Source organism: Galbibacter orientalis DSM 19592 (assembly GCF_000260115.1).
Classification (GTDB): Bacteria; Bacteroidota; Bacteroidia; order Flavobacteriales; family Flavobacteriaceae; genus Galbibacter; species Galbibacter orientalis.
The window spans coordinates 187,216-212,349 of the sequence record NZ_JH651379.1 but is presented as its reverse complement, the minus strand read 5'-3'; the positions used below and the strand labels follow the sequence as shown (position 1 = coordinate 212,349).

The window sequence follows — 25,134 nt, the reverse complement described above, 5'->3', positions numbered from 1 at the left end:
TTCTGATTTTTGTCATAATGACACAAATTAGAAATATTATGAACAGTAAATACGAGGATTAAAAGCTTAATTAATTGATTTTGAATTATTTTGGACAAGGAGTTCACATAACATTTTACTATACATAAAAGGGATTATGTAAAGCTTTACATAAACCTTTAAAAACAAAATCAAGTCCTTCTATCTTTAGATGTTCTAATAAAGAGAATGCGTGAACCATTTTTTCCAAAATGGTCACATTAATGCCTTTATGTTCTTTTTTTGACCGAAAAATATCCAGCCACTCTTTTGTGAAGCTTTTGTTTTCAATCATTGATTATGTCCTCTAAAATATTCGGTATGTGGTTATTCATAAATTGCTTGATTTCCTGTTCTTTCTTTCGTCTTTTCGCATAGCTAAAGAACTTTGTGAAATTAATACTGTATCGCTCAAGTATTTTTTCATAAATATTTATGAGTTCAGAGCCTTGGTAAAAATGGTACAGGTTTTCATCGGCAAACAAGTCCACCATTATTTTTTCAAGCGTTGCAACTGGAACTACATTTTTTTTGTCTTTCAATTTACTTATCGGTGCTCTGGTGACGAGACGTTTTATGACCACGGGAACAGCACTCTCGGAAATGTAGAATTCAATTTCCTTGTCATCGGGATTCAAGAAAAAATCCATTTTCAAGGAATCATTTAGATAATAGTATAGTGATTCTGTAAATTCCTTTTCCACTTCTACTACAATCATTTGATTGGATACTTGATGCTGCGTAAATTCATTGAGCCATTGGTTTTCCCATATAGCATATTGGATTTCCTCAAATCGTTCATTGGTCTTACTTGCTATTTTTAGAACACTATCAGACAGTACTGGTCTATACTTGGGTTTATAGGATATAACATACAATCCACGACCAATAGTTTTGATGATGTCTTTTTTCTTCAGGTCGTAAATGCGCCAACTAAATGTACTTTCCTTCAAATCTGGTTCAAAGTCCAAATAGAACTGAAATAGCTCGTCCCTGTCAAAAGAACTTCGCTCCTTAAACGCTTCTATAAGCTTGTTTTCTATAATTTTTGGCATAATACAATATCAAAACTTTGCCAAAAATACAAAAAAGTGGCGAATATTTGAAAACTAATTATCGCCACTACATCAATAAAGTGGTAAATATTTGAAATGGTTATTTTTGGCTTTAATTAAATATCAACTAAAGTTGTCGCTTGAGGTAGTCTTAAAAGCGGACTTAACTTTAAAGGTAGATTGGGAATGAAGTGTTTTCCGCTTTTTTGGGGGGGTATAGCGTAGTGGAAATCTAAAATTTTGGAATTGTGTCCAAGACCTTTGTTAGTGAAGCTCTTTTCTCGAAATGTAGAGCAACGGAATGTAGGGGATTGTGCTGATTGGGATTATAAATGTAATGGCATAAAAAAACCTCCCTACCAAAGTAAGAAGGTGTTTTTGTTTTCAATTTAAACCGATTATTTATTTAAAATATGTCTTTTAACGATTGTTCCTAAATCTTTCTCCGAAAACCATATATCCTCTGGATGAAGGTGCATAACGGGTGCTTGTTCGCACTTGTTGTTGCAGTCCATATCGTCGACTTCTATTTTATCTTTTAGTTTATATTTCTTAATATAATAATCTAAAAGCTTTCCCTTTTTCTTTCGGCATTTTACGCCGTCGCATCGATAAATTACTGACTTATTATTTTTAGATTCTGCCATAATTCTATTTTTTGAGCTTAATTTTTTTTGGTCTTAAAAAAATAACCACCAGCACTAATAATACTAATGTTATAATACCACCATATAAAAAACTTTGATTGGGATATGTAGTTCCCAAAAAACCTGCCAATGGATATGCAAATGCCCACCAGAGATGTGAAAATGCAAAATGAGAACCATACACTTTACCTTGTTCTTCAACTGGAACTGTTTCTCCGATAAGTGTTTCGGATGGAATCTCCGCAAGGCTTTGACCAAGTCCCGCAATAATCCATACAATGAATAGCATTGAAAAATCGAGATAATTGGCAAAACTTATGGCCACCCCTAATATCAGAGCTCCAATAATAAGAGAGATACGTCTTGATTTGGATTTATCAATTGCTCCAGAAACAAAGGCTGCTACCATTGCGCCAATAGCGAAAGCTGCCATTATGATTCCATAGTCCTTATCTGTAAGTTCCAATCCACCTTTGACCAATACGATGGTGTTTACCAAAATAAGTGCGCCCGCAATCGCAGATACAAATTCAATGAATAATGCAAAGCGCACGTATTGATTGGAAAATAGTAATTTAATGCCTTTTAAAACATCTTGCCAAGTGGTTGGCTTTATTTTACCCTCGATTTCGTCTGGGACTACATCCAACTTACTTTTCGGAAGGCTTAACAATAAAATACCTGCTATCACAAAAGTAGCAGCATCGACAAAAAATATTTCCCTTGCACCCAACCAGATGGCTAAAATTCCTGCCAAGCCTGGCCCCAAAACTCCTAAAAGCTGATACGTGGCTGCTGATAAACCTATGGCTTGACGGTATATGGATTTATCTACAATCTGCGGAATAATAGCTCGATAGGTCGGACTAAAAAATGCGTTGAAAACATTCATAAGAAAAATGAGAACATAAATTTGCCATTCTTCAGTTACAAAAGGCAAACAGCCAACTATAACCATTCTTACAAAATGTGTGGTGTATAGTATTTTCTTTCGGCTAATCCTATCTGCTAATACGCCTGCAAAAGGCGAAAATATAATGAATGCAGTAACTCGTAAAGTAAGAGCTGTTGCCAATATGACCGCAGCCCTTTCTTCGCCGAACTGATATGCCAAAAGAGCCAACCCGACCCACGTAAAGGCATCGCCCAATAAACTTATGGTCTGTGCCAAATAAAGTTTTGCGAATAAACGATTACGTAAAGCTTGGAATGGTTCTAATAGTTTTGACAGTTTCATTAATTCTCTAAATATTAATTGAGTTCAAAAGTTTAATTTGTGCCTGCTGAATGGAAGGGTATTTCAATTGGGCGTAGAAATTGACCTTCCATTGCAGGACTTTAGGTTATAATGTATACTGACCTTTGAGCCTCAAGTTTACTGTTACATCTTCATTACTGGTATTTCTGAAAAACCAACCGTGTTTTCCTTCATAAGGGGCTAAAAAAGTGCCAACCATATTATGGGAATTTGAAATCGTATAGCTTTCAAAATAAACCTCTTTTACCTCCTCTTTTTGTTTTACCTCGCCGTGAAAATCAAAGTACAGTACTTCATTGTTTGCGGTTGTCCATTCATATTTCATTGTTCCGTATTTGAGCATATCTATTTTAAATTCTATGCCTTTTCCGGCCGGAACTATCACTGTAGTTTCATCCTCGCGTGCAGCTAATTGCTCTTCGGGTGCTGGAAAATCTGCCTCAACGGGTCGAGCGACATCGGGTCCCGACCCAGCTTTTTCGAGTTTTATTAATGGAAGATTTGATGTTGAGACCATCATTCCCAAATCATCAGTTTGATTGCTTTCAGGCACATAGAGTTTGCTAAACCCTAAAACTTTACCTGCTCCTGTTGGGTCTATACCATATTCCGCAGGTAATACTGCTACAACCAAAAGAAGTGCTCCAACAACTAATGCTATGACGGTTGCCTTTATAATTTTACTTTTTTCCAAGATTGGATGTTTCATTTCTGACATAATAATTTTTTTTTAAGATGTAAAATAGCCTGTTAATTGGAAGCCGAGCAATAAAAACCCTGCTGCCATAAGTGCTGTATTTGTAATTGTTGAAAATTTCATAAAACTGGGTTGTCTTCTCCAAATTGTAATAAGGATTAACACAACTGCCAAAGCAATAAATTGTCCTATTTCTACACCTATATTGAAACCAATTAGATTAGTAAAAAGGCCGTCTTTATCAAATTTAAATTCTTGCAGTTTACTGGCAAGACCAAAACCGTGAAACAGACCGAATATCAAAACTGCTGCTTTCGTGTTAGGTTGTTTGCCAAAGAAACGTTTGAAACCTCCCAAATTGTCGAATCCCTTATAAACAATGGATAGCGCAATGATAGCATCTATTAAGTATGCATTAATATTTATATCGGCTAAAACACCTAACAGTAACGTTGTACTATGGCCAATGGTAAAAAAGCTAACATATAAAAGCACTTCTTTCGGTTTATACAGAAAGAAAATAACGCCGACCAAAAATAGCAGATGGTCATAACCTGTAATCATATGTTTTGCTCCTATATAAAGAAAGGAGCCGAATGCCACGCCGCTGTTTCCTAATAAAAATGTTTGCGTGTCTTCATCTACTCCGTGAGCATACGCCATTGAAACAAATGCTCCACATAGAAAAAGAATGAGAAAGGCATATATTTTTTTGATTTTCATAGTTTACTTATTTAAATCCCATTGCACATTGCTGCACAATGGGACTTTGATTATTAATGGGCGTGCCCGTGGGATTTGACTTGTTGTATACTGTCCAATATTCGGTTTTCTTCCCTTACCATATTCAAGCTATCTTCCCTTTGGCTCATTTCTTCTGGGCTTAAGGTTGTTTCAATTTTTTGCTTCTCCATATTTTCAACTTTCTTGTTGTCCCTGCAAGATGCTAATAGGGTTAAGCTAATTGTTGCGATAAAAAGTACTTTTTTCATAATGTTTAATTTTTATTGTTATTGATTTTTAAATTATTCTTCTTCTTCAGAATTTCTTAATGCAGACAAGATGGAATAAGCGTTTTTAACAACAGGTTTAAAATTTTGAACAGTAGCGCCATCGGCAAAAGTTATGGCTGTATATCCTTCCTGCTCAATTCCTTTTTTAACCTGTTCTAACTTGAATGTATACCCATTTTCCGTTTCTTCGGTTTGAAGGATTACATAATCTTTCCCTTCATATTGGACAAGGGCTGCCGACGGAATCGCATTTTGCTTATTTGTACCGCTTTCTACCCAAGCTTTTACGTACATTCCCGGTAATAAGCCTTTTTGGTTTTCTTGTTTAATATGGCAATGAACTGGCGTCATACGGTCACTACCAGTCGCTTTTCCAATTATGAAAATCTCGGCAGTACGATTGAAGGTATTGTCATCAGAAAGCGAAAATTTAACGGTTTGGCCAATCTCCAGCTTTTCTAAATCTCTCTCAAAGGCGTTCAATGCCAAATGAATATCGTTTAAATCCACCAGTTCAAATAGCACATCCTGTGGGGAAACATAATCACCGATATTTACATTACTCGCTTTTATAAAACCTGAAATTGGTGCATAAAGATTTGCGGTTCGTGTTATATTACCATTTTGGACAGAACTTCTAATTATTCCCGCAAGGGCAAGCTGCTGTTCGTATGCCTTCACTCTTCCTTGTGTTATTTTATAATCTGAAGAAACCTGCTGAAATGTTTTTGCAGAATTGATGTCCTCCTCTCTCAATTTCTTTTGTCGATTAAATTCTTCTTCAAGAAATTGAAGTCTGCTCAAACTTTCCAAATAACCCTGTTGGATTTGGATAAATTCAGGATTCTCAATGGTTGCCAAGACTTGCCCTTTTTTAATTGCTTCACCAGGCAATCTGCCAGCCGTTTTTAAATAACCTCCTAAAGGTGCAGATACAGAAGCCATACTTTCAGGCTCTACATCTATGGTACCATTTAGTTTTATGATGTTACTTAAATTTCTCATTTCAATCGCACCGGTTTCAATTTCGGCAAGATTGTATTGGTCTTTGGTAAAAGTGATTTGTTTGATTCCAGTTGCAACGAGTTGTTCTTCTTTCATCGAAGATTCTTCGGAAGATTCCATTTTTTCGGAATCCTTATTGCCACAAGCCACCACCAATAGGGTGGATAAAATGAGCAGCGAAATTTTTGTATTGAATTTTATTTTCATCTTTTTTATGTTTTAATTTGATATCACAAGTTTTTTACAAGCCCAATAAGGCTTCGATTACTATGATGGACTGATTATATTGATATAGTGTGTTTAGATACTCTGTTTGGATACTATTCGCCAAAGTGAGGTTTTGCAAGTATTGCGTATAGGAAACATCACCGCTTTTAAAGCTCTTTTCTGAATTATCAATGATAAGTTCCGCTTGTGGCAGGGCTTCATTTTGATAGTAATCTAAAGTACCCTGAAGTTTGTAATATTCCTGCAATAAATTTTGAAGTTCCCCTTGCAATTGGGTTTTGTTCAACTCAATTTGAGATTGGGCAATATCCTCTTCGATTTTGGCCGCCTGAATTTTGGCTCGATGTCCACCAGGAAAAATGGGAATTGAAAGACCTACTTGAAAGAATGAAAATCGGTCATCGTCATTAAAATTTGAGTTTGCTAAACCGCTATTTTGACCCCCATTAAATGTTTGGCTATTATAACCGAACATAATATCTGGTAACACTTTATTCCTTTCTACATTGGTTTCTCGTTTTCTTACTTCCAACTGTTGTTTTAAATAAACGTAAAACGGGCTTTGCTCCACAGACTGCCTTTCAATATCTAAATCTATTTCACGACGAACCAATTCACTATCTGTAATAGTAATCTCATCGTTTGTGTTCAAAACTACCTGAAGTTGCTTTTCGGCGATTCTCATATCGGCTTCGTTTTGTTGAAGCTTGTTTTTTATTTGCATCGATTGCGTTGCCGAGGTTACACTTTCCAATTTTGTGGATTCGCCAGATTCATAACGCATCGAACTTGAACGGTTGAGATTGCCATATAGACTATCTTGACGCTGCAACAATTGTTTATTCTGCATTAAAAACACAACTCTGAAATAGGCAGCTTTTACATCCGCAATCAGGTCATTTTCTTCTATAACCTTTAGTTGTTTACTGCTACTAACTCTTGCTTTTGCGAGTTTAAACTGACTGGTATAAACCGTAGGAAAATTGATTCGCTGTGTAACTCCGTATTGATTATCCTTTACTTTTGGCGTATTAAATTCGCCATTTTGATATGTAAATTCTGTTCTGGGAATAGTTATAGCACCGTATTTTCCTTTTTCTTCAACCTCTATTTCATATTGAGCGATTTTAATACGGTTATTGTTTTTAAGTGCCATTTCAATAGCCTGCTGCAACGTAATTTCACGTTCTTGCACCATACTTGTTTCTTGTGCTTGTAGCTGCATTGCCGGAAAGAATAGACCAGCAATCACGATTAAAGTGGTAACAATTTTCTTACTTCTAAAATTGAATTTAGCCTTTCTATCAGTAAAATAAATATATAAGACTGGAAGAACGATTAGCGTTAATGCGGTCGCCGTAATCAATCCACCAATAACTACAGTTGCCAATGGGCGCTGTACCTCTGCACCTGATGAATTTGACAATGCCATAGGTAAAAAACCTAAAGCAGCTACGGTAGCTGTCATTAACACAGGTCTCAATCTCACACGAGTTCCTTTAATGACGCGTTCATAAATATCGCTTACACCTTCTTTATCAAGCCTGTTGAATTCAGCCACCAGTACGATTCCATTTAGAACTGCCACACCAAATAGGGCAATAAATCCGATTCCAGCTGAAATACTAAAAGGTAGGTCTCTTATGATTAGTGCAAAGACACCGCCTATCGCTGATAAAGGGATTGCCGTAAAAATGAGCAAACTTTGTTTCATTGAACCGAAAGTAAAAAACAGCAGTACTAAAATCAGCAACAATGCTATTGGTAAAGCAATTATTAACCGTTGATTAGCCTCTTGCAAGTTTTGAAATTGACCACCGTAGGTTACATAATAACCTGCTGGCATATCAACCTTCGAATTCATAATTTGCTTGATGTCCTCAATTATACTTTGTACATCCCTGTCACGTACATTGAAGCCAACAATAATTCGACGTTTGGCGTTGTCACGCTGAATCTGTACAGGTCCTGGTTCAAATGAAATGTTGGCCACCTGACTTAATGGAATTTGATTTCCCTGTGGTGTACTCACATACAAATTTTGTACATCGGTAATATCGGTTCGATAGTTCTTGTCCAACCGTACAACAAGGTCAAATCTACGTTCCCCTTCATAAACGAGTCCTGCCGAAGTACCCGCAAACGCAGTTTCGATAGCATTGTTTACATCCTCAATGTTCATTCCGTATTGAGAAATCTTATCACGGTTCATTTGGATATTAATCTGTGGTAGTCCAGTCACTTCTTCAACATACAAATCTTCAACACCTTCCACCGATTTTATTTTGCTCCCAACATTACCAGCCAAATCTGAAAGTATATTGAGGTCTTCGCCATAAATTTTGATGACAACATCCTGTTTAGCACCTGTTAAAAGTTCGTTGAAACGCATTTGTATGGGTTGTTGAAAACTAAAAGTAGCATTAGGGATAATGGACAGGGATTCTTTCATCACTGCTGCCAGTTCTTCTCTTCCGCTAGCTTTTGTCCATTCCGATTTTGGGCTTAAAATAACCATCATATCTCCTGCTTCAATGGGCATTGGGTCTGTTGGTATTTCCCCCGAACCAATCTTGTTTACAACTTGCTTCACTTCATCTGGATATTCACGTAATAATATGGTCTGCGCCTTTTGAGAAACATCAATCATCTGGTCGATGGAACTTCCAACAGGTACTCGGGTTTCAACCGCAAAATCTCCTTCGTCCAATTGCGGAATAAACTCACCACCCATATTGGCAAAAACTATTAGCGTTATAACAAATAATCCTATTGCCAATCCAAGTACCAATAGTTTTGTGCGTAAGGCAGCTTCTAAAATAGGTTGGTACATACGCTGAAAGAAATCCATCATTTTATCGGAAAAATTCCGTTTATGTTCCGTCTTGCGACCCAGTGCAAGGGCAGACATCATTGGAACGTAGGTAAGCGATAAAATCAGTGCTCCAAGAATAGCGAACATTACCGTTTGAGCCATTGGATGAAACATTTTTCCTGCAACTCCGCTCAAAGCCAAAATAGGCACATAAACTATTAGAATTATGATTTGCCCAAAGGCAGCGGAATTCATCATTTTTCCAGCAGAGTGCCTTACCTCGGTATCCATTTGTTTGGATGATAACTTTTCAACGCCTGCGTACTTCTTTTTACTGGTATGAATTCCAAACATCACAGATTCAACAACTATTACCGCCCCATCTACAATAAGACCAAAATCTATGGCGCCCAAACTCATTAGGTTTCCGGATACTCCAAAAAGGTTCATCATCGCGATTGCAAAAAGCATTGAGAGCGGAATGACCGAAGCAACTATCAAACCACCTCTTAAATTTCCAAGAAAGAGGATTAATACAAAAATTACTATCAATGCACCCTCTGTAAGATTAGTTGTTACAGTCCCTATTGCGCGGTCCACCAAACCTTTCCTATCTAGATAAGGCTCAATGGTTACGCCTTCGGGTAAAGTTTCTTTAATCTGTTCGATTTTAGCTTTTACATCATTGATAACTGCGGAAGAGTTTGCTCCCTTTAGCATCATTACAATTCCTGTAACAACCTCGCCTTCTCCATTTCGAGTCGCCGCTCCATAGCGCACACCGTGACCAAACTGCACTTTTGCAACATCCCTAATAAGTACAGGTGTCCCATTATTCAATTTAACAGCTATTTTCTCCAATTCTTGTAAATTGTTCACAAGTCCTTCGCTCCGAATAAAATAGGCATTAGGACCTTTATCTATATAAGCGCCACCCGTGTTTTGATTGTTTTTTTCCAGAGCGGTAAAAATATCTTCAATAGTAACATTCATACTTTGAAGTTTATCTGGGTCTATGGCAATTTCATATTGTTTCACTAACCCACCGAAACCACTCACTTCTGCAACTCCAGGTGTTCCCAATAGTTGTCTTTTGATAATCCAGTCTTGTATAGTTCTTAATTCGGTAGCATCATACTTATCTTCATATCCTTTTTCGGTATGAATTACATATTGATAAATTTCACCCAACCCTGTAGTTACGGGTCCCATTTCAGGTTTTCCGATGCCTTCAGGAATATCTTTGGCAGCCTGCGTTAATCGCTCTTGAACTTGCTGCCTTGCCCAATATAAGTCTACACTTTCCTCAAAAACAATAGTTACTATAGAAAGCCCGAATCGAGAAAAGGAACGCATCTCCTTAATACCAGGAATACTAACCATTGTTTGCTCTACGGGAAACGTAACTAATTGTTCTACTTCTTGTGCCGCTAAAGTGGGTGATATGGTAATAACCATAACTTGATTGTCTGTGATGTCTGGCACGGCATCTATGGGTAATTGTGTAAGCGAATATGAGCCCCATCCAATAAGTGCCAGCGTAAATAATCCGATAACAAGTTTGTTGTTTATCGAAAATGCAATGATTTTGTCTAACATTATATTTAAAATATTTTTAAGTCGTAAATAATAAAAATGAAAATACCATACAGGCTATCTATGGATTTGAGTTATACAAAACCAAGGATTAATTCTTGAAAAATAAATATGGTAAAATGGTAATTAAAGCGAAGCTTGCTATTACCAAAGCATAATAAATTTGCAGATACTATTAATATATCTGTCTAATTTTATTAAACTAAAGTGGGGTTAACAGGTAGGTGGGCCTCTTGAGTCGAGGGATGAAAGATAAGAATTGAAATAATTATTGGGCGGATAATAAACAGGCTGTTTACTATTTTGCCTATATTCAACTGAAAAAAATCCTTTAGTTTCAACAACACTCTCTAGAACATCCTTGTCAACAACGGTCTTTTTCTCGATTGTATTTCTTTCAAGTAAGACTATATCGCTGGACACCGTGGTATGGGTATGCATATCCATAACGAACCCAAAAAACCCGTAAGGTGAATCTTCTTTCTCTTGGGAACTATCATCGTGATGATTGTCCTCGCCAGTATGGGCAATATCTAAATGTGAATGAGAATCCTCGTGCTGATGGTGTAAATGCGGAAAAACTTGATGTAGCATCATTAGGCTAAACAAGCCTAGAAAGAAAAATGCCGCTATTTTATTTGGTTTTTGCATTAAATACAAAGATACCATTATTTTTTATTTGTGAAAATTAGCGTTCAACTAAGTTAATTAGGAATTTTTAAAACCGCTTTAAAAAAAGAAAAAATCCAGTTTAAGGTACTGGATGAACCTTTTGGCTTTATGCCATTGCATAGACTTCGTCGAACAGTTTTTTATCCAACCGTTCTTGTTGGCCAAAGCTTTTCTTCAAAACATTATGAAGTACTGAATTAAACGCATTGTAACCTAACCAAAGATTTGGTTCTTCATTGAGCAATAAGGCTTCATAGTTTAAGATTTCGATGACCTCACGAGATTTTTTCGACGGGTCGCTGTTCTTGTCGCTACATTCATATCTGAACAATTTCGTTCTGTCAAGAATTGCCTTAACAAATTCCTGTGTATCGATGATTTTAAATTCCTTCATCTTGTCGAATTTCTTGGTAATGGTGTAAAATTCGTTGTCCAGAAATTTATCAAAGAGATTGTTCAGTCGTGGCATAATAAGATGTGTATTGTTCTTACTGTGTTTTATAGAAAACTCGATTTCGGCTTGGGAAACGTGCAAACCATTGGAACATACTTCTCTATAAAATCCGAAGTGTCCAGAAGTCTTTTCACTACCGTCATACGAGTTTTTGAACCGTAGCATTGGCAGTATCACGTCCTTATCGTTCTTGACGGTAAACTGACTTTTATCGTCTATGATAAAGTCGGTAATGAACGACCTATCATTTTTGTTGATGGTGCGCTTGTGAAAGTTCAGTTGTGCATCCATCAACATTTCTTCAGTTTTCTTGAAGAACAATTGGTTTGGAATGTGTCCGTAACTGTTCGATACTACATTAACAATCTTCCCATTTGAAATGATGGCATTTTCAAGCCCTCGTCGGGATTCCATCTGTGTCAGAGTTTTTAAGGATTTCATTTCTGATGGAACAAAGATTTCATCCTGTTGCAAATTTTGTAAATACATAACTTTTGAATTTAGATTAAACAATATTTGAGCTTGACCAAAACGGAAGCTAAAATCTCAGCTCAAAAGGAAACGGAATAAATAAGCGTTGGGCAGTGCGTTGGCTTTATGCCGTAGTCTTTAGATGGGTGTATTTTACGAGTTTACCTTTGCGCTACTATTGATTGATTATTCTCTCTATTCCTTGACCATATTAACCAAGTGTCTATTATAAAAAAAGAAGAAGGACCAGCACGAATGCCAATCCTTCTTCAAACAACAAAAGCTACTGTTTCAATCCTTGAATTTGCTTTTCAAGAACTGTTATTCGCTCTTTCAAACGTTCCTCACGCTTGTTTCTTTTTTCGGCATATTCTTTTTCGATGCCATCAATCTTGGACTTGTAATAACCTTGCATCGCATTGTAGAATGAAATATTAGTCAAATTATTAACGTGATTGCTTTCGCCAAAATGCACTTGCTTTGTTAGGATATACCGTATCAACTTATGAAAGATTTCCTTTTTAAACTTCTTTTTGAAATTCTCAACAATCTCTTCATCTGTCATCTTTGATGTATTGCCCAATAAATTTGAAAAGAATCTTTGTCTTCCAACATAATCTACATTGTTTTCATACAACGTCAATGAGAACGCTACCATTTCATCCACCGAAAGTGTTTTCTTCGTATCAATGTATTTGGTGTCTCTAATCATCTCAACAACTTCTTCAAACTGCTTGTTGTTCTCTATTTGCTTCTTTCGGATTTCCCTTTCGTTGATTTTAATTATCTGTTCTTCAGGGGTGCAATCTGCCATTTTTCTGTTGGCCAATGGTGCGGAATACGTTGTCGATTCATTTTTGGACTGTTCAACAATCTTTATAAAGACTTCTTTGTGTCTGTATGTTTCAGGATGGAACACAATACCTTTTACAAATTCATTTTCTTTAGCTGAATTGTACTTTTCCAATTCTTTTTCGTAGTGCTGTAAGGCTTCATCCAGCTCTGCTTTGAATTCATCTTCAGAATAATCGTAATGTTGGTATTCTTTCTTGATGTCCTCAATTGTTGGCTTTATCGGATTTTCTATGATTTCACAATCATCCAGCAAATAGACTTTCAAACCGTTCTTTTCCAATTGTGAAATAATCAGCTGATTGTTTTCCTCGTCTGCCCAATACTGTCGTATTTCAGGAATTAACAGTATGTTCTCTTGTTTCGATTTTTCAATCAAATTAAAGAACGACTTGCTTTTCTTCGTTTCATAACAAGCTGATTTTGTACAGACCATTTTACCATCGCCGAACAGATTACCTTGATTTGCAGCATTGAACGGACATTCTACACAAGAGCCAGCTTTCAAAACCAATTTTTTATCAGCTACCTCAAAAGGTGCTTTCTCTAAATCATAGGTCTGGTCTTTTATCATCCTGTTTATCTGATGGGCACTAAAATCTTCGCCCATCGTTTCCAACAGCATCTGTTGTTCTTCAGGTTCGAAAAGTGCAACACCCGCACCTAACGAAATCGTCATTTCGCCATTACGGACGAAGTGTTTGAAACCTTCAATCAAACCAGCCAGTTTAAGTCGCTGTCTGATAAAGTTATCGGTTCTTCCCAACCGTTTTGCAATTTCGGTAGGCGCATATCTTTCGCTTAAATAAGCAATCGCCTCTGCTTCTTCGGTTGGCTCAACATCCTGTCTTTGTAGATTTTCGATGATTTGAATTTCCAGAACATCATTGTTCTTGTATTCCCAAACGATACACGGAATTGATTTCTTGTTGGCCAATTTACTGGCTCGATACCTCCGCTCCCCCATTACGATGATAAAATCGTTTCCAGATTTACGGACTGTAATAGGTTGCAGAACACCGTGCTTTTTGATACTTTCTGAAAGCTGCTTTAACGCATCCTCATTAAAAGTCTTCCTGGGCTGCATCGGGTCGGGAATGACCTTTGCAATTGATAGGTTCTCAATCTGAAGCCCAATCGCTTTTTGTGTCAATTTTTCTTTGACTTCTTTCTTGGCGGCCGTAATTTTTTTACCGCTCTTTCTTGTGGTACTCACTTTTGTTGTCATAATACTCAAATTTTAGATTAAACAATATTTGAGCAGAAACCAAACGGAAGATAAAATCTTGGCTCAAAAGGAAACGGAATAAATAAGCGTTGGAAAGAGCATTGGCTTTATGCCGTAGTCTTTTGATGGAAGTATTTTACGAGTTTAAATTGCGGTTATATTGTATGATAATAAACTCCCCCTTACGAAGTAATAAGGTTGCTATTTAGCAGAATTTATTATTTTACCAGAAAATTAATAGGGTTTAATAACAAATAGAAATATTTGACATCAATACAAATGTTGCCCTGAAATTAGCAAAATGTTGTACCTATGTTGTACCTGACATTTTTTTCGACATTTTTTTAAATGGAAAAAGCCGAAGATTTCTCTTCGGCTTTTGTACGGGCGGGGAGACTCGAACTCCCACACCTCGCGGCATCAGATCCTAAGTCTGACGTGTCTACCAATTCCACCACGCCCGCATTTTAATATTTTAACACTTTATATTTCGCTATGTCCTAAGTCTAGCGTGTCTACCAATTCCACCACACCCGCGTTGTGATTTTGTGGGTGCAAATATAGTTCAATTTTTCAATAATCAAACTTTATAATTAAAAAAAGTTCTTTTTTTGTACATTTGAGTTCACAACAAAATACTTCATGGAAAATATAAAGTCATATATCGATACAAATAAAGATCGATTTATTGCAGAACTCATCGAATTATTAAAGTTACCTTCTGTAAGTGCAGACCCTGCATTTTCTCAAGATGTTCTTAATACAGCAGAAGCTGTAAAAGAAGCGTTAGATAAGGCAGGATGTGAGCATGTAGAGGTTTGCGAAACTCCAGGATATCCAATTGTTTTTGGAGAAAAAATTATAGATAAAACACTCCCAACGGTTTTGGTATATGGACATTATGATGTGCAGCCACCAGATCCATTAGATTTATGGAATTCTCCTCCTTTTGAACCTGTAATTAAAAAGACAGAAATTCATCCAGAAGGGGCGATTTTTGCCCGTGGAGCTTGCGATGATAAAGGGCAAATGTATATGCATGTAAAGGCATTGGAGTTTATGACGCAAACTGGAAATCTTCCTTGTAATGTTAAGTTTATGATTGAAGGAGAGGAAGAAGTAGGCTCAGAAAGTTTGGAATGGTTTGTTAAAAATAATAGAGAGAAACTTTCAAATGACGTAATTTTAATTTCTGATACAGGGATGATTGCCAAAGATGTGCCGTCGGTTACTACGGGGCTACGTGGGTTAAGCTATGTGGAGGTAGAAGTTACAGGGCCAAACAGAGATTTACATAGTGGTTTATATGGTGGAGCTGTTGCAAATCCTATAAATGTACTTACTAAAATGATTGCGGCTTTACACGATGAAAATAACCATATTACTGTGCCAGGTTTTTATGATAAAGTAGCTGAGCTTTCTGTAGAAGAACGCTCTGAAATGGCTAAAGCTCCTTTTTCTTTAGATAATTATAAGGATGCATTGGCTATTGAAGATGTCTATGGAGAAAAAGGATACAGTACCAACGAGCGTGGAAGTATTAGACCAACTTTAGATGTTAATGGAATTTGGGGTGGTTATATTGGCGAAGGTGCTAAAACAGTAATTGCGAGTAAAGCTTATGCTAAAATTTCAATGCGTTTGGTGCCAGATCAAGATTGGAAAGAAATTACCGAACTGTTTCAAGCTTATTTTGAGAGTCTTGCTCCAAAAGGAGTAAAGGTTTTGGTAAAACCACATCATGGAGGGTATCCATATGTAACTCCAATAGATAGTTTAGGGTATCAAGCTGCAAGCAAAGCATACGAGGAAACGTTTGGAAAAACGCCAATTCCTCAGCGTAGTGGTGGAAGTATTCCTATCGTTTCTCTTTTTGAAAAAGAGCTGAAAAGCAAAACTATTTTAATGGGATTCGGACTCAATAGCGATGCTATACATTCTCCTAATGAACATTATGGGGTGTGGAATTACCTTAAAGGAATTGAAACAATTCCTTATTTCTATAAATATTTTACAGAATTAAGTAAGTAAATACAGAAAGAGTATCATAATTATAAAAGTCACTTGTCAATTAGATAAGTGGCTTTTTTCTTTTAAGACAAGAAGATTTTTCTGCAAATATTAGCTGTTAATGGTATTATATTAACCTTAACGTGCTAAAATGTTGCTATAATGCAGTATTATCTTCAAATTTGTTAAATTAAATTCATAAAAACTTCAAGCATGTTTACCAAAGAAATATATATAGCTCGTAGAAATCATTTAAAGTCAACTTTAAAAAGTGGAATACTGTTATTTCCAGGGAATGGGGAAATGGGAATGAATTGTAAAGACAATTGGTACCCTTTCCGTCAGGACAGTACTTTTTTATATTATACAGGAGTTAATATTCCAGATGTATATTTTGTAATAGATGTTGAAAAAGATGAAGAAATACTTTTTGGTAATAATCCAACTCCAGAGGAGATTGTTTGGATTGGAGCAACAACTCCACTTGAAGAGTTGGCTGCTAAAGCTGGAATAAAAAAGGTAAAACCACTTAGCGAACTTGCAAACTACATTAAAAATGGAAAGCAACAGGCAAAAGTTCATTACTTGCCTCCTTATCGTTCGGAAACCACTATTCAGTTAAGTGAATTATTGGATGTTCCTGTGCAAGAAGTTGCAGGGGCTTTTTCTGTAGCATTAACGAAAGCAATTGTAGCGCAGCGAGAAATTAAAATAACTGAAGAAGTTCAAGAGATTACAAAAGCGGTAAATATTACTGCAGAAATGCATACCTACGCAATTAAAAATGGAAATGCAGGAAAAACAGAGAAGCAAATTGCTGGAGATCTTCAAGCTATTGCTATTGGTGGCGGAGGGAATATTTCTTTTCCAATTATTCTTACAACAAACGGGCAATATTTACATAACCATGCCACGGAGAATTTGATCAAAGAAGGAGATTTGGTGCTTTGCGATTGTGGGGCAGAAACAGGCATGGGATATGCTGGAGATATGACTCGTACTTTCCCCGCTTCAGAGCGTTTTACGACTCTTCAAAAAGAGGTTTATACTATTGTTCTTAATGCTCATAACTCTGCTATAGATGCTTTAAAGCCAGGTATTCTTTTTAGAGATGTACATCTTTTGGCAGCTACTAAATTAGTTGAAGGGTTAAAGGGAATGGGATTGATGAAAGGAAATGTAGAAGAAGCTGTTGCGAAAGGAGCACATACGTTGTTTTTTCAATGTGGGTTAGGACATATGATGGGGCTTGATGTTCATGATATGGAAAATCTTGGGGAGCCTTATGTTGGATATACCGATACCCTGAAAAAAAGTACCGAGTTTGGTTTAAAGTCTCTACGTTTAGGGAAAGCATTGAAAGAAAATTTTGTAATTACAGTAGAACCTGGTATTTATTTTAATCCGTTTTTGATTGATGCATGGAAAGCACAAGGTAAATACACCGATTTTGTGAATTATGAGGAGGTTGAAAAGTTTAAAAATTTCGGGGGAATCCGAGTGGAGGAAGATATCTTGATTACAAAAGAAGGGAGTCAGATTCTAGGAAATCCATTAGCAAAAACGGTTGCTGATATTGAAGAATTAAAAAACGCCTAAATAAAGAAATATGAAAATCTACTTTTGGCTCTCTTGCCTTGCAATTTTTATTTGCACCAATGCTGTAGCGCAGCAAGATAAAATGTTAACGCTGGATAGAATTTATAATTCTTCGGAATTTAGAAGCGATCATCAGCGTTCAATTTCTTGGATCTCTGATGGGGAAGCATTTGTAACTATTGAAAAAAATGATGCTGGTGAAGACCAGCTCATTAAATACATCAGTAAGAATAATGAAAAAAGCGTTTTTGTTTCTGCGGAAGGATTAAAACCTGAAGGAAGTGAAAAAACACTAAGAATAGAAGATTTTAGCTTGTCTTCAGACGAAAGTAAAGTGTTAATTTTCACAAATTCTAGTCGCGTTTGGCGCTCTAATACAAAAGGCGATTATTGGGTCTACAATTTTGAAAACAATACGTTAAAACAGATTGGAGCTAATTTCCCAGCTTCTTCTCTGATGTTTGCTAAATTTTCTGAGGATAATAAATATGTAGCCTATGTGCATAATTTTAATGTGTATAAAGAGGATTTTAAATCGGGAAACATTACGCAATTAACAACCGATGGTACTAAAGATATTATCAATGGAACCTTTGATTGGGTATATGAAGAAGAGTTTGGAATGCGTGATGGTTTTTCATGGAGCCCAGATGCAAAATTAATTGCTTTTTGGCAGTTGAACGCTTCGGAAATCGGAACTTTTTATATGATTAATAATACCGATTCTATTTACTCAAAGCCTATTCCTGTGCAATATCCAAAGGTGGGACAGAACCCATCCAGCACAAAGGTTGCTGTGGTAAATACAGTTTCAAAAGATATTACATGGATTGATATTCCTGGAGATGCTGTGCAGCATTATCTTCCAGGTATGCAATGGGTAAATAGTGATCTTTTATTAATTCAGCAGATAAACAGAAAGCAAAATGAACTGAATATTTTTACTTATAAACCTTCTTCAAATTCAGTAAAAAAATATATACAGAAACAGAAGATACATGGGTAGATATAGGATATCCAGATGTGTCTTCTAATCAATGGGATGGGAATAAGTTATTGCTTACAAATAATAATTCTTCCTTTTTAAGAATGACAGAAACCGATGGTTGGAGACATGTGTATAAAGTGAATATTGAAAATGGGAAGAAAACACTTTTAACCCCTGGAGATTATGACGTAGCGTCTTTTTATGCTGTTTCAGATAAAGATTTATTTTTAAGTGCTTCGCCAGATAATCCAACCCAACGCTATTTGTACAGCGTTTCTTTAAATGGAAAAGGAAAGTTACATAAAATTACTCCTAGTGAGTATGAAGGAATTAACACCTATAATATAGCTCCAAATGGAGCGTATGCTATTCATAATCATACAAATATTAATAGTCCTAAAACTACACGTTTAATTAGTTTGCCAAAGCACGAAACCATAATTACTTTAGTAGCTAACAAACGATTGAATGACAAGTTACAAACGCTTACCTTGCCTACTACCGAGTTTTTTACGGTTACTACTTCCGAAGGAATAGACGTTGATGGAAGAATTACAAAACCTGCAAATTTTGATAGTACTAAAAAATATCCAGTTGTTTTTAATGTTTATGGAGAGCCTTGGGGACAAATGGCTGTAGATAGTTGGATTGGATTATATGATATTTTTTTGGCGCAACAAGGTTTTGTGGTGATAAAAATGGACAATCGGGGGACTCCTTCTTTAAAAGGAAGTGAGTGGAGAAAATCTATTTATAGAAAAGTAGGCGTTATTAACACAAAAGATCAAGCGCTGGCAGCAAAAGAAGTTTTAAAATGGGATTTTATTGATACCGATAATGTTGCTGTTTGGGGCTGGAGTGGAGGTGGATCTATGACGTTGAATTTAATGTTTAGATATCCTGATATTTATAAAACAGGAATTGCAGTTGCTGCAGTTGCAAACCAGTTGTTTTATGATAATGTATACCAAGAGCGCTATATGGGCTTGCCACAAGAAAATGAAGAGGATTTTATAGAAGGTTCACCAGTAACTTATGCTAAAGATTTGGAGGGGAATTTATTAGTAATTCATGGTACTGGAGATGATAATGTGCATTATCAAAATATGGAGTTTTTAATAAACGAATTAATTCGTCAGAACAAACAATTTGACATCATGGTATATCCAAATCGTTCGCATGGCATTTATGAGGGGGCTAATACTTCTAGACATTTGTATACATTAATTACAAATTATCTATTAGAGCATAATAAATAGGACTAAAATTTTAGCTAGTTATATTTCATAAAAACGGAGTAAATTATCTTGTTCTAATGTTTCGAGAACAAGATAATTTACTCAATAATCGAGATTTGAGTGCTCTAAAGTCTGTCCTGAGTTTCCCGAAGGAATTGCGTTGAAATATTTTTAGCTTTTCCTTATAGTGCTTCGTGAGCTTGCTCCGAGGGAGTTTACTCCTTTTTATGGAATATTTTTTGATTGTGTGTTGAGAAACAATTAATTATGAAATATATTTTAAAGCTATCAGGGGTACTTTTCTTACTGATTTTTTCAGCAAACCATCTATATTCTCAATCAGATTTGATGCATTCTAAAGCTTTATATGTGGATGCAATTATAAATTATGAAGGGAAGATAAAAGTCCATAATACATTGCTAAATATAGAGGAGGTAGAAGCTTATACAAAATCATACGTTAGGAGTCAGCCAGTAATGAAGTACGACCATGTGGTGTATCGAGTTTATGGAGACGAAAATTTGGAATTGGGAGAAATTATGAATTTGGAGCAAGAGCTTCAAAAAGCATATGCAGGAAAGAGAGCGCGTTATTTGTTGGATACAAGAGCTATTATTTTAGATACTCCAAATATGTGGAAAAAATTAAAGTTATTGGAAATCAAATCTTTAAAAGATTAAAATGATTTAAAGTGTAACATTTTCAGGGTTTTAGCGTTATATATAGCATCAATCTAAAATCGACTATGTTATGATTAAAAATTTTTTCTGGATGTGCGCTGGCGCAGATACCGATTTGCTTTCTAAATGTTCAAAAGCAGAACAAATAAAACAGGCTTGAATAGGAGGGACTGTATTTTTTACAGCTATTATGGCTTTTATAGCTTCCAGTTATGCGCTATATACTGTTTTTGATAATGTATATACTGCTGTTTTTTTCGGGTTGATATGGGGATTACTTATTTTCAATTTAGATAGATTTATAGTTTCAACTATAAAGAAGAGGGATAATTTTAAAAGTGAATTTCTTCAGGCAATTCCAAGGCTTATTTTGGCAATTATTATAGCTGTGGTGATTGCTAAACCATTAGAGCTTAAAATTTTTCAGAAGGAAATAGATCGTGTTCTTTTAGAGGAAAAAAACCAAATGACACTCGATAACCAAGAGCAAATAGCGTTGCAATTTTCGCCTGAAATAGAAAAATTAAATGCTGAAATTTTAGGATTAAAAGAAGATATAGCTTCAAAAGAAGCAGAAGTGAACAGCTTGTATAATACATTTATTTCTGAAGCTGAAGGGACAAAAGGGACTATGAAAATAGGAAAAGGACCTGTTTATAAAGAGAAGCGAGAGAAACACGATAAAGCATTAGCAGAACTACAGGCATTGAAGCTTCAAAATCAAAATACTATTCAGAATAAAGAAAATGAAATAGCAGTTTTGAAGACAAACCTAAACGATAAAATAAATACAACACAGCCAACTATAGATGGTTTTGACGGACTTATGGCCAGAGTAAATGCTTTGGATAAATTACCTTGGTTGCCTTCTTTGTTTATATTTTTATTGTTTTTGGCTATTGAATCGGCTCCCATTATTTCTAAATTATTAGCGCCAAAAGGAGAATATGATATAAAACTTGAAGATTCTGAAAATACAGTTAGAAATTGGGCTGAACAAAAAGCGTATCAAAGGAATAAACAATTAGCTACAGATGCAACTATAAACGATAAAGTTTATGAAGATTTAGCGTCGGAAGATGAGTTGTATCAATATAAAAGAAAATCGGCAAGAGAGATTATGCAGCTTCAAGCAGATGCATTTTATAATCAACAAAAAAGTAGTTTGTAAATTAATTTTTTTAGTTCTCTTTCTGATGTTTTTCGAGCTTGCTTTTAGCTGGTTTGCTATTGTTTTGAAGTGGAAAGGAGGCTTCTGTTCTGAATCCGTTTGCGCTTAAAGAAAAATCTATAGTTCCATTAATTTTTTGAAAACGTTGTCTTAAACTCATAAGGCTGACACCTTTACTCGGTTTTTTAATTGTATTTTTAATACCATCATTTTCTAACACTATTGCACAAGTGGAATCTGTAAAACGAATGGCAATACTTAGGTTTTGAGTATTGGCGTGTTTAATGGTGTTTGAAATGGTTTCTTTTAATAATTGGAAGATAACTTGTTGTTGGTCTTTATTGAGTATGTTTAGTAATTTATCTTTTGTATCATCGTTTAATAGTAAATGAATTTTTAAGAGTCCTACTTCTTCAAATCTAGATTGTAGACTGTCTAAATAATCAACAATATTTAAGGATACATTTTCATCTTTTCCATGGATTAATTGGTGCGAAAAATTTCTTGATTCTTGATAGAGCATATCTAGTTCCTCAATAATAACGTTAAGTTTATCTTTGTTTTTTTGGATTTTAGCTTTGTCATGATAATCGGAAACAAGGTATTTTAAAGCCAGTAGATTGCCTAAATACTCGTTATGCAATTGCTCTCCAATGTCTTTTCTATTATCTTTCATTTTTCTATCTACTTCTTCTAGAGATTCTTCTAACAACCTAATTCGGTTATTGTATGTTTCTTCATCAATAAGTCGCTTAATCTGATTTTCTTTAGCTCGAATAATTACAATTCCTAATAATAAAAGTATGAGGATAGTTGAAGTTGCGTATAATATAATATCTTGATTCTTGTCTTCTTGAATTTGGTTTTCTAGGTCTAATATTTTTAGTTCTTTTACATGTGTTAGGTGTTCTGCTTCTGCAACTGCTACCAGACCCTGGTATTTGTATATGTTTTGGGTAATAGTATTATTATCTGTTTGTTTGTGTAAGAACTCAACCTTTTCTAGGTCTCCTTTTTTTAAAAATGCTTTGTAAAGCGCTTCAATAAGTAACTCTTTATACAAATGTTCCACAGGTTTGTAAGCTTCGGTATTGTTGTAGAAGTTATAAGCTTCGTCCACAGCCCCATTGTGAACTTGCAATAAGGCTTTCATGGTTTTTACTGGGTATACAGAAGTTAAATATGTATTATTGCTTAATCTTTCTATGTCTATTTTGTTAAATAGCTCATTGGCTTTTTCTACATCGTTTTTTAGGTAGGCTATATAGGCGGCTCTTAAAAAATATATATAATTCCAATCATTTTTATTTTTTTGATAGTAGATTTTATTTTCCTTAAGTCGTTTTTCAGCAGCTGTTAGCATTTCAGCATTTTTGATATCAATATATTTTAGAATTGGCTCTTCAACTTCTTTATCTTTTGCAACAACTTTAATATGTTCTCTAAACTGTTTTGTGGAATATAGTGCTGCAATGGAGTCGGTTTTATGATAATATTTTAGAGATTCATTAAACTGAAAAGTTTGATAATATGCAAAAGATAGGGCAGAATAGGCATTTGCTAGATATTCAGGGTGTTCTATTTTATTAGCATCTTCAATAGTTAAATTGAGGATTTCAATAGCTTTTCCGTATCGGTTAGCATTAAGATGATGAATTGCTTCAATGGCATTTTGTGTATAGAGTTGATAAAAATGTCCTTCTTGCTTATTTTGAATTAACATTTTTAAGGAATCTCCATATTTTAGCGTTTGTGTACTATCTCTATGATTATGATTAAAATTATAAAGCATTAGCATGAAGTATGCATCAATTTTGTCCTCTATAGCTAGTGGGGAGGTGTTCTTTTTGATAACTTCTATTAAAGAATCCTTTTCGCTATTAAATTCTGGGTAAAATAATGAGTTGTGATCTATCATTCGTAACAACTCCATTAACTTAATGTTTTCTCTATTTGCAGGCTTTAGTGTGTCGTCAACAGCATTATAAAAAGCATTGCTTACACTGTATTGAGCAATACAATACGGAGCGTATATGAAGAGAAAAAAAAGCAAGAATTTTTTTAGCATACAATTTAATAGAGATTAAAACTTTTTAATAGTAATCTATAGATCAATATTAAGTATAAAATAAATAATTTACTCTAATTTAGAGAATATACTGTTTTAGATTGATTTTAAGTCCATTTTTAGTTTTTAAAAGTTTGTTTTTCGTTTCTATCTTTTAAGAACTGTTGTCCGATAAATATAAACTCCAGCTATATCAAGGTTTAAAAGATATTTTCCAAATAACCTCTTGCTGTTAAAAAGTATAAATGAAAGTTCGTTTCAATCCCTCGTAGAGGGTTTAATTCCTCAGCATCTGCCCTGAGTTTATCAAAGGACTTTGTATTGAAAATGAGTCAAATTTGTTCCCATCAACTATATTTATATAAAGCTCATAACTTTATGATAGCTAAAATTTAGTCTTTACGCTGTTTCTTTATAGCGAAGCAGTCTTGTGTTTTTACTCAGACATTAATGTCTTTTATGATAAAAGTCTTAAATTCTTATATTTATTTGGGACTGAGATTTCTATATTTGCAAATTAAAAACTGTATAGGTTTTAGATTGTTTATAAGCCTTGCATGATTTATTGTTATGAATATAGAAAAAATTAATGAACATATAGGTAGCCAAAGAGAAGTTTTATTGGCACATCCATTGTATAAAGCAATCCAAACTCCAATTCATTTACAAACGTTTTTAGAGCACCATGTATATGCAGTATGGGATTTTATGTCGCTTTTAAAGGCGCTTCAAAATAGTTTAACCTGTACTTCTTTGCCTTGGAAACCTGTTGGGAGTCCTGTAACTAGGTATCTAATTAATGAGATTGTTTTAGGAGAAGAAACAGATGTTGACGAAAATGGAGCTTACAAAAGTCATTATGAAATGTATCTAGAAGCCATGCAACTGTGTGGAGCTTCAATTAGTACTATAGAAGATTTTGTAAATAGTTTATCCACTGTAAAAGATGTTCAAAGTGTTTTAGATAAAAATACCTTGCCGAGTGGCATACAAGAGTTTCTAAAATTTACTTTTGAAGTTATTGCTGAAGGAAAACCACATAAAATAGCTGCTGCTTTTACCTTTGGACGAGAAGATTTAATTCCAGATATGTTTACTGCCATTTTAAAAGATATGCAACAAGAGTATCCAGAAATAGATATGACTAGATTGGTGTATTATTTTGAAAGGCATATAGAAGTTGATGGAGATACACATGGTCCTCTAGCTTATAAAATGGTAGAAGAGCTTTGCGGAAATGATGAAAATAAGTGGCAAGAAGTAGAAGAAGTTGCGCTGGTATCTTTAGAAAAAAGAACACAACTTTGGGATGGAATTTTGCGAGATATTAAGGCGCAAACCATACCAGTTAACTCTTAATTTTTAGCCAA

Annotated in this window: 17 protein-coding genes, 1 tRNA gene and 2 pseudogenes; 7 read left to right on the top strand and 13 right to left on the bottom strand. The window is 35.1% G+C overall.

Annotation, left to right across the window (positions count from 1 at the left end; translation table 11 throughout):
* Positions 1 to 305: 305 nt before the first annotated feature.
* From JOOMADRAFT_RS00990 to JOOMADRAFT_RS00935, 12 genes are all read right to left on the bottom strand, one after another.
* Entirely contained in the window at positions 306 to 1,073 is a 768-nt protein-coding gene (locus JOOMADRAFT_RS00990; protein WP_008610754.1) for a DUF6577 family protein, read from the bottom strand.
* A 398-nt stretch (positions 1,074 to 1,471) separates the two neighbouring features.
* Complete coding sequence (locus JOOMADRAFT_RS00985) at positions 1,472 to 1,720, bottom strand: (2Fe-2S) ferredoxin domain-containing protein (RefSeq protein WP_008610753.1); 249 nt, start codon at positions 1,718 to 1,720, stop codon at positions 1,472 to 1,474.
* Between the two features lie 4 nt (positions 1,721 to 1,724).
* Complete coding sequence (locus JOOMADRAFT_RS00980; protein ID WP_008610752.1) at positions 1,725 to 2,957, bottom strand: MFS transporter; 1,233 nt, start codon at positions 2,955 to 2,957, stop codon at positions 1,725 to 1,727.
* A 106-nt stretch (positions 2,958 to 3,063) separates the two neighbouring features.
* Positions 3,064 to 3,696 (bottom strand): hypothetical protein, encoded by a 633-nt coding sequence (locus tag JOOMADRAFT_RS00975; protein WP_008610751.1) that lies wholly within the window; start codon positions 3,694 to 3,696, stop codon positions 3,064 to 3,066.
* Positions 3,697 to 3,708: 12 nt separating this feature from the next.
* A complete protein-coding gene (locus JOOMADRAFT_RS00970; RefSeq protein ID WP_008610750.1) occupies positions 3,709 to 4,398 on the bottom strand; it encodes a HupE/UreJ family protein in 690 nt (229 codons plus the stop codon).
* Between the two features lie 53 nt (positions 4,399 to 4,451).
* Positions 4,452 to 4,667: a hypothetical protein gene (locus JOOMADRAFT_RS00965; RefSeq protein WP_008610749.1), complete on the bottom strand. Its 216-nt coding sequence runs from the start codon at positions 4,665 to 4,667 to the stop codon at positions 4,452 to 4,454.
* A 33-nt stretch (positions 4,668 to 4,700) separates the two neighbouring features.
* The gene (locus tag JOOMADRAFT_RS00960; RefSeq protein ID WP_008610748.1) at positions 4,701 to 5,900 is read right to left on the bottom strand and encodes an efflux RND transporter periplasmic adaptor subunit; all 1,200 of its coding nucleotides are present in this window, start codon (positions 5,898 to 5,900) and stop codon (positions 4,701 to 4,703) included.
* Between the two features lie 34 nt (positions 5,901 to 5,934).
* The gene (locus JOOMADRAFT_RS00955) at positions 5,935 to 10,335 is read right to left on the bottom strand and encodes a CusA/CzcA family heavy metal efflux RND transporter (RefSeq protein WP_008610747.1); all 4,401 of its coding nucleotides are present in this window, start codon (positions 10,333 to 10,335) and stop codon (positions 5,935 to 5,937) included.
* A gap of 210 nt (positions 10,336 to 10,545) precedes the next feature.
* Positions 10,546 to 10,983, bottom strand: coding sequence for a hypothetical protein (locus tag JOOMADRAFT_RS00950; protein ID WP_013073647.1), 438 nt, complete (start codon positions 10,981 to 10,983; stop codon positions 10,546 to 10,548).
* Positions 10,984 to 11,110: 127 nt separating this feature from the next.
* The gene (locus JOOMADRAFT_RS00945) at positions 11,111 to 11,947 is read right to left on the bottom strand and encodes a DUF932 domain-containing protein (RefSeq protein ID WP_008610745.1); all 837 of its coding nucleotides are present in this window, start codon (positions 11,945 to 11,947) and stop codon (positions 11,111 to 11,113) included.
* Positions 11,948 to 12,212: 265 nt separating this feature from the next.
* Positions 12,213 to 14,009 (bottom strand): ParB/RepB/Spo0J family partition protein, encoded by a 1,797-nt coding sequence (locus JOOMADRAFT_RS00940; protein ID WP_008610744.1) that lies wholly within the window; start codon positions 14,007 to 14,009, stop codon positions 12,213 to 12,215.
* A 382-nt stretch (positions 14,010 to 14,391) separates the two neighbouring features.
* A tRNA-Leu gene (locus JOOMADRAFT_RS00935) sits at positions 14,392 to 14,473 on the bottom strand.
* A 178-nt stretch (positions 14,474 to 14,651) separates the two neighbouring features.
* Between JOOMADRAFT_RS00935 and JOOMADRAFT_RS00930 the strand changes: the two genes are divergently transcribed.
* The 6 genes and pseudogenes from JOOMADRAFT_RS00930 (at position 14,652) to JOOMADRAFT_RS00910 (ending at position 21,696) form a co-directional block, all read left to right on the top strand.
* A complete protein-coding gene (locus JOOMADRAFT_RS00930) occupies positions 14,652 to 16,040 on the top strand; it encodes a dipeptidase (RefSeq protein WP_008610743.1) in 1,389 nt (462 codons plus the stop codon).
* Between the two features lie 192 nt (positions 16,041 to 16,232).
* Positions 16,233 to 17,618: an aminopeptidase P family protein gene (locus JOOMADRAFT_RS00925; protein WP_008610742.1), complete on the top strand. Its 1,386-nt coding sequence runs from the start codon at positions 16,233 to 16,235 to the stop codon at positions 17,616 to 17,618.
* Positions 17,619 to 17,628: 10 nt separating this feature from the next.
* Positions 17,629 to 18,944: pseudogene (locus JOOMADRAFT_RS20430) on the top strand (DPP IV N-terminal domain-containing protein); the annotation flags it as partial.
* A gap of 291 nt (positions 18,945 to 19,235) precedes the next feature.
* Positions 19,236 to 19,865 (top strand): prolyl oligopeptidase family serine peptidase, encoded by a 630-nt coding sequence (locus JOOMADRAFT_RS20700; protein WP_394358998.1) that lies wholly within the window; start codon positions 19,236 to 19,238, stop codon positions 19,863 to 19,865.
* A 246-nt stretch (positions 19,866 to 20,111) separates the two neighbouring features.
* Positions 20,112 to 20,525 carry a hypothetical protein gene (locus JOOMADRAFT_RS00915; RefSeq protein ID WP_008610739.1) on the top strand — a complete coding sequence of 138 codons (414 nt, stop codon included), beginning with the start codon at positions 20,112 to 20,114 and terminating at the stop codon, positions 20,523 to 20,525.
* A 70-nt stretch (positions 20,526 to 20,595) separates the two neighbouring features.
* Positions 20,596 to 21,696, top strand: a pseudogene (locus JOOMADRAFT_RS00910) (DUF4407 domain-containing protein).
* A 10-nt stretch (positions 21,697 to 21,706) separates the two neighbouring features.
* Here JOOMADRAFT_RS00910 and JOOMADRAFT_RS00905 read toward each other — a convergent pair.
* Positions 21,707 to 23,764, bottom strand: coding sequence for a sensor histidine kinase (locus tag JOOMADRAFT_RS00905; protein WP_008610738.1), 2,058 nt, complete (start codon positions 23,762 to 23,764; stop codon positions 21,707 to 21,709).
* 570 nt (positions 23,765 to 24,334) lie between these two features.
* Here JOOMADRAFT_RS00905 and JOOMADRAFT_RS00900 point away from each other — a divergent pair.
* The gene (locus JOOMADRAFT_RS00900) at positions 24,335 to 25,123 is read left to right on the top strand and encodes a DUF3050 domain-containing protein (protein WP_008610737.1); all 789 of its coding nucleotides are present in this window, start codon (positions 24,335 to 24,337) and stop codon (positions 25,121 to 25,123) included.
* Positions 25,124 to 25,134 lie beyond the last annotated feature (11 nt).

What these genes read in the sequence shown, in the direction of transcription:
- JOOMADRAFT_RS00970 (WP_008610750.1), bottom strand. Translation starts at nt 4,398, where the DNA reads ATGAAAATCAAAAAAATATATGCCTTTCTCATTCTTTTTCTATGTGGA.
- JOOMADRAFT_RS00950 (WP_013073647.1), bottom strand. Translation starts at nt 10,983, where the DNA reads ATGCAAAAACCAAATAAAATAGCGGCATTTTTCTTTCTAGGCTTGTTT.
- JOOMADRAFT_RS00990 (WP_008610754.1), bottom strand. Translation starts at nt 1,073, where the DNA reads ATGCCAAAAATTATAGAAAACAAGCTTATAGAAGCGTTTAAGGAGCGA.
- JOOMADRAFT_RS00940 (WP_008610744.1), bottom strand. Translation starts at nt 14,009, where the DNA reads ATGACAACAAAAGTGAGTACCACAAGAAAGAGCGGTAAAAAAATTACG.
- JOOMADRAFT_RS00915 (WP_008610739.1), top strand. Translation starts at nt 20,112, where the DNA reads ATGAAATATATTTTAAAGCTATCAGGGGTACTTTTCTTACTGATTTTT.
- JOOMADRAFT_RS00960 (WP_008610748.1), bottom strand. Translation starts at nt 5,900, where the DNA reads ATGAAAATAAAATTCAATACAAAAATTTCGCTGCTCATTTTATCCACC.
- JOOMADRAFT_RS00945 (WP_008610745.1), bottom strand. Translation starts at nt 11,947, where the DNA reads ATGTATTTACAAAATTTGCAACAGGATGAAATCTTTGTTCCATCAGAA.
- JOOMADRAFT_RS00985 (WP_008610753.1), bottom strand. Translation starts at nt 1,720, where the DNA reads ATGGCAGAATCTAAAAATAATAAGTCAGTAATTTATCGATGCGACGGC.
- JOOMADRAFT_RS00975 (WP_008610751.1), bottom strand. Translation starts at nt 3,696, where the DNA reads ATGTCAGAAATGAAACATCCAATCTTGGAAAAAAGTAAAATTATAAAG.
- JOOMADRAFT_RS00980 (WP_008610752.1), bottom strand. Translation starts at nt 2,957, where the DNA reads ATGAAACTGTCAAAACTATTAGAACCATTCCAAGCTTTACGTAATCGT.
- JOOMADRAFT_RS20700 (WP_394358998.1), top strand. Translation starts at nt 19,236, where the DNA reads ATGGCTGTAGATAGTTGGATTGGATTATATGATATTTTTTTGGCGCAA.
- JOOMADRAFT_RS00905 (WP_008610738.1), bottom strand. Translation starts at nt 23,764, where the DNA reads ATGCTAAAAAAATTCTTGCTTTTTTTTCTCTTCATATACGCTCCGTAT.
- JOOMADRAFT_RS00955 (WP_008610747.1), bottom strand. Translation starts at nt 10,335, where the DNA reads ATGTTAGACAAAATCATTGCATTTTCGATAAACAACAAACTTGTTATC.
- JOOMADRAFT_RS00900 (WP_008610737.1), top strand. Translation starts at nt 24,335, where the DNA reads ATGAATATAGAAAAAATTAATGAACATATAGGTAGCCAAAGAGAAGTT.
- JOOMADRAFT_RS00930 (WP_008610743.1), top strand. Translation starts at nt 14,652, where the DNA reads ATGGAAAATATAAAGTCATATATCGATACAAATAAAGATCGATTTATT.
- JOOMADRAFT_RS00925 (WP_008610742.1), top strand. Translation starts at nt 16,233, where the DNA reads ATGTTTACCAAAGAAATATATATAGCTCGTAGAAATCATTTAAAGTCA.
- JOOMADRAFT_RS00965 (WP_008610749.1), bottom strand. Translation starts at nt 4,667, where the DNA reads ATGAAAAAAGTACTTTTTATCGCAACAATTAGCTTAACCCTATTAGCA.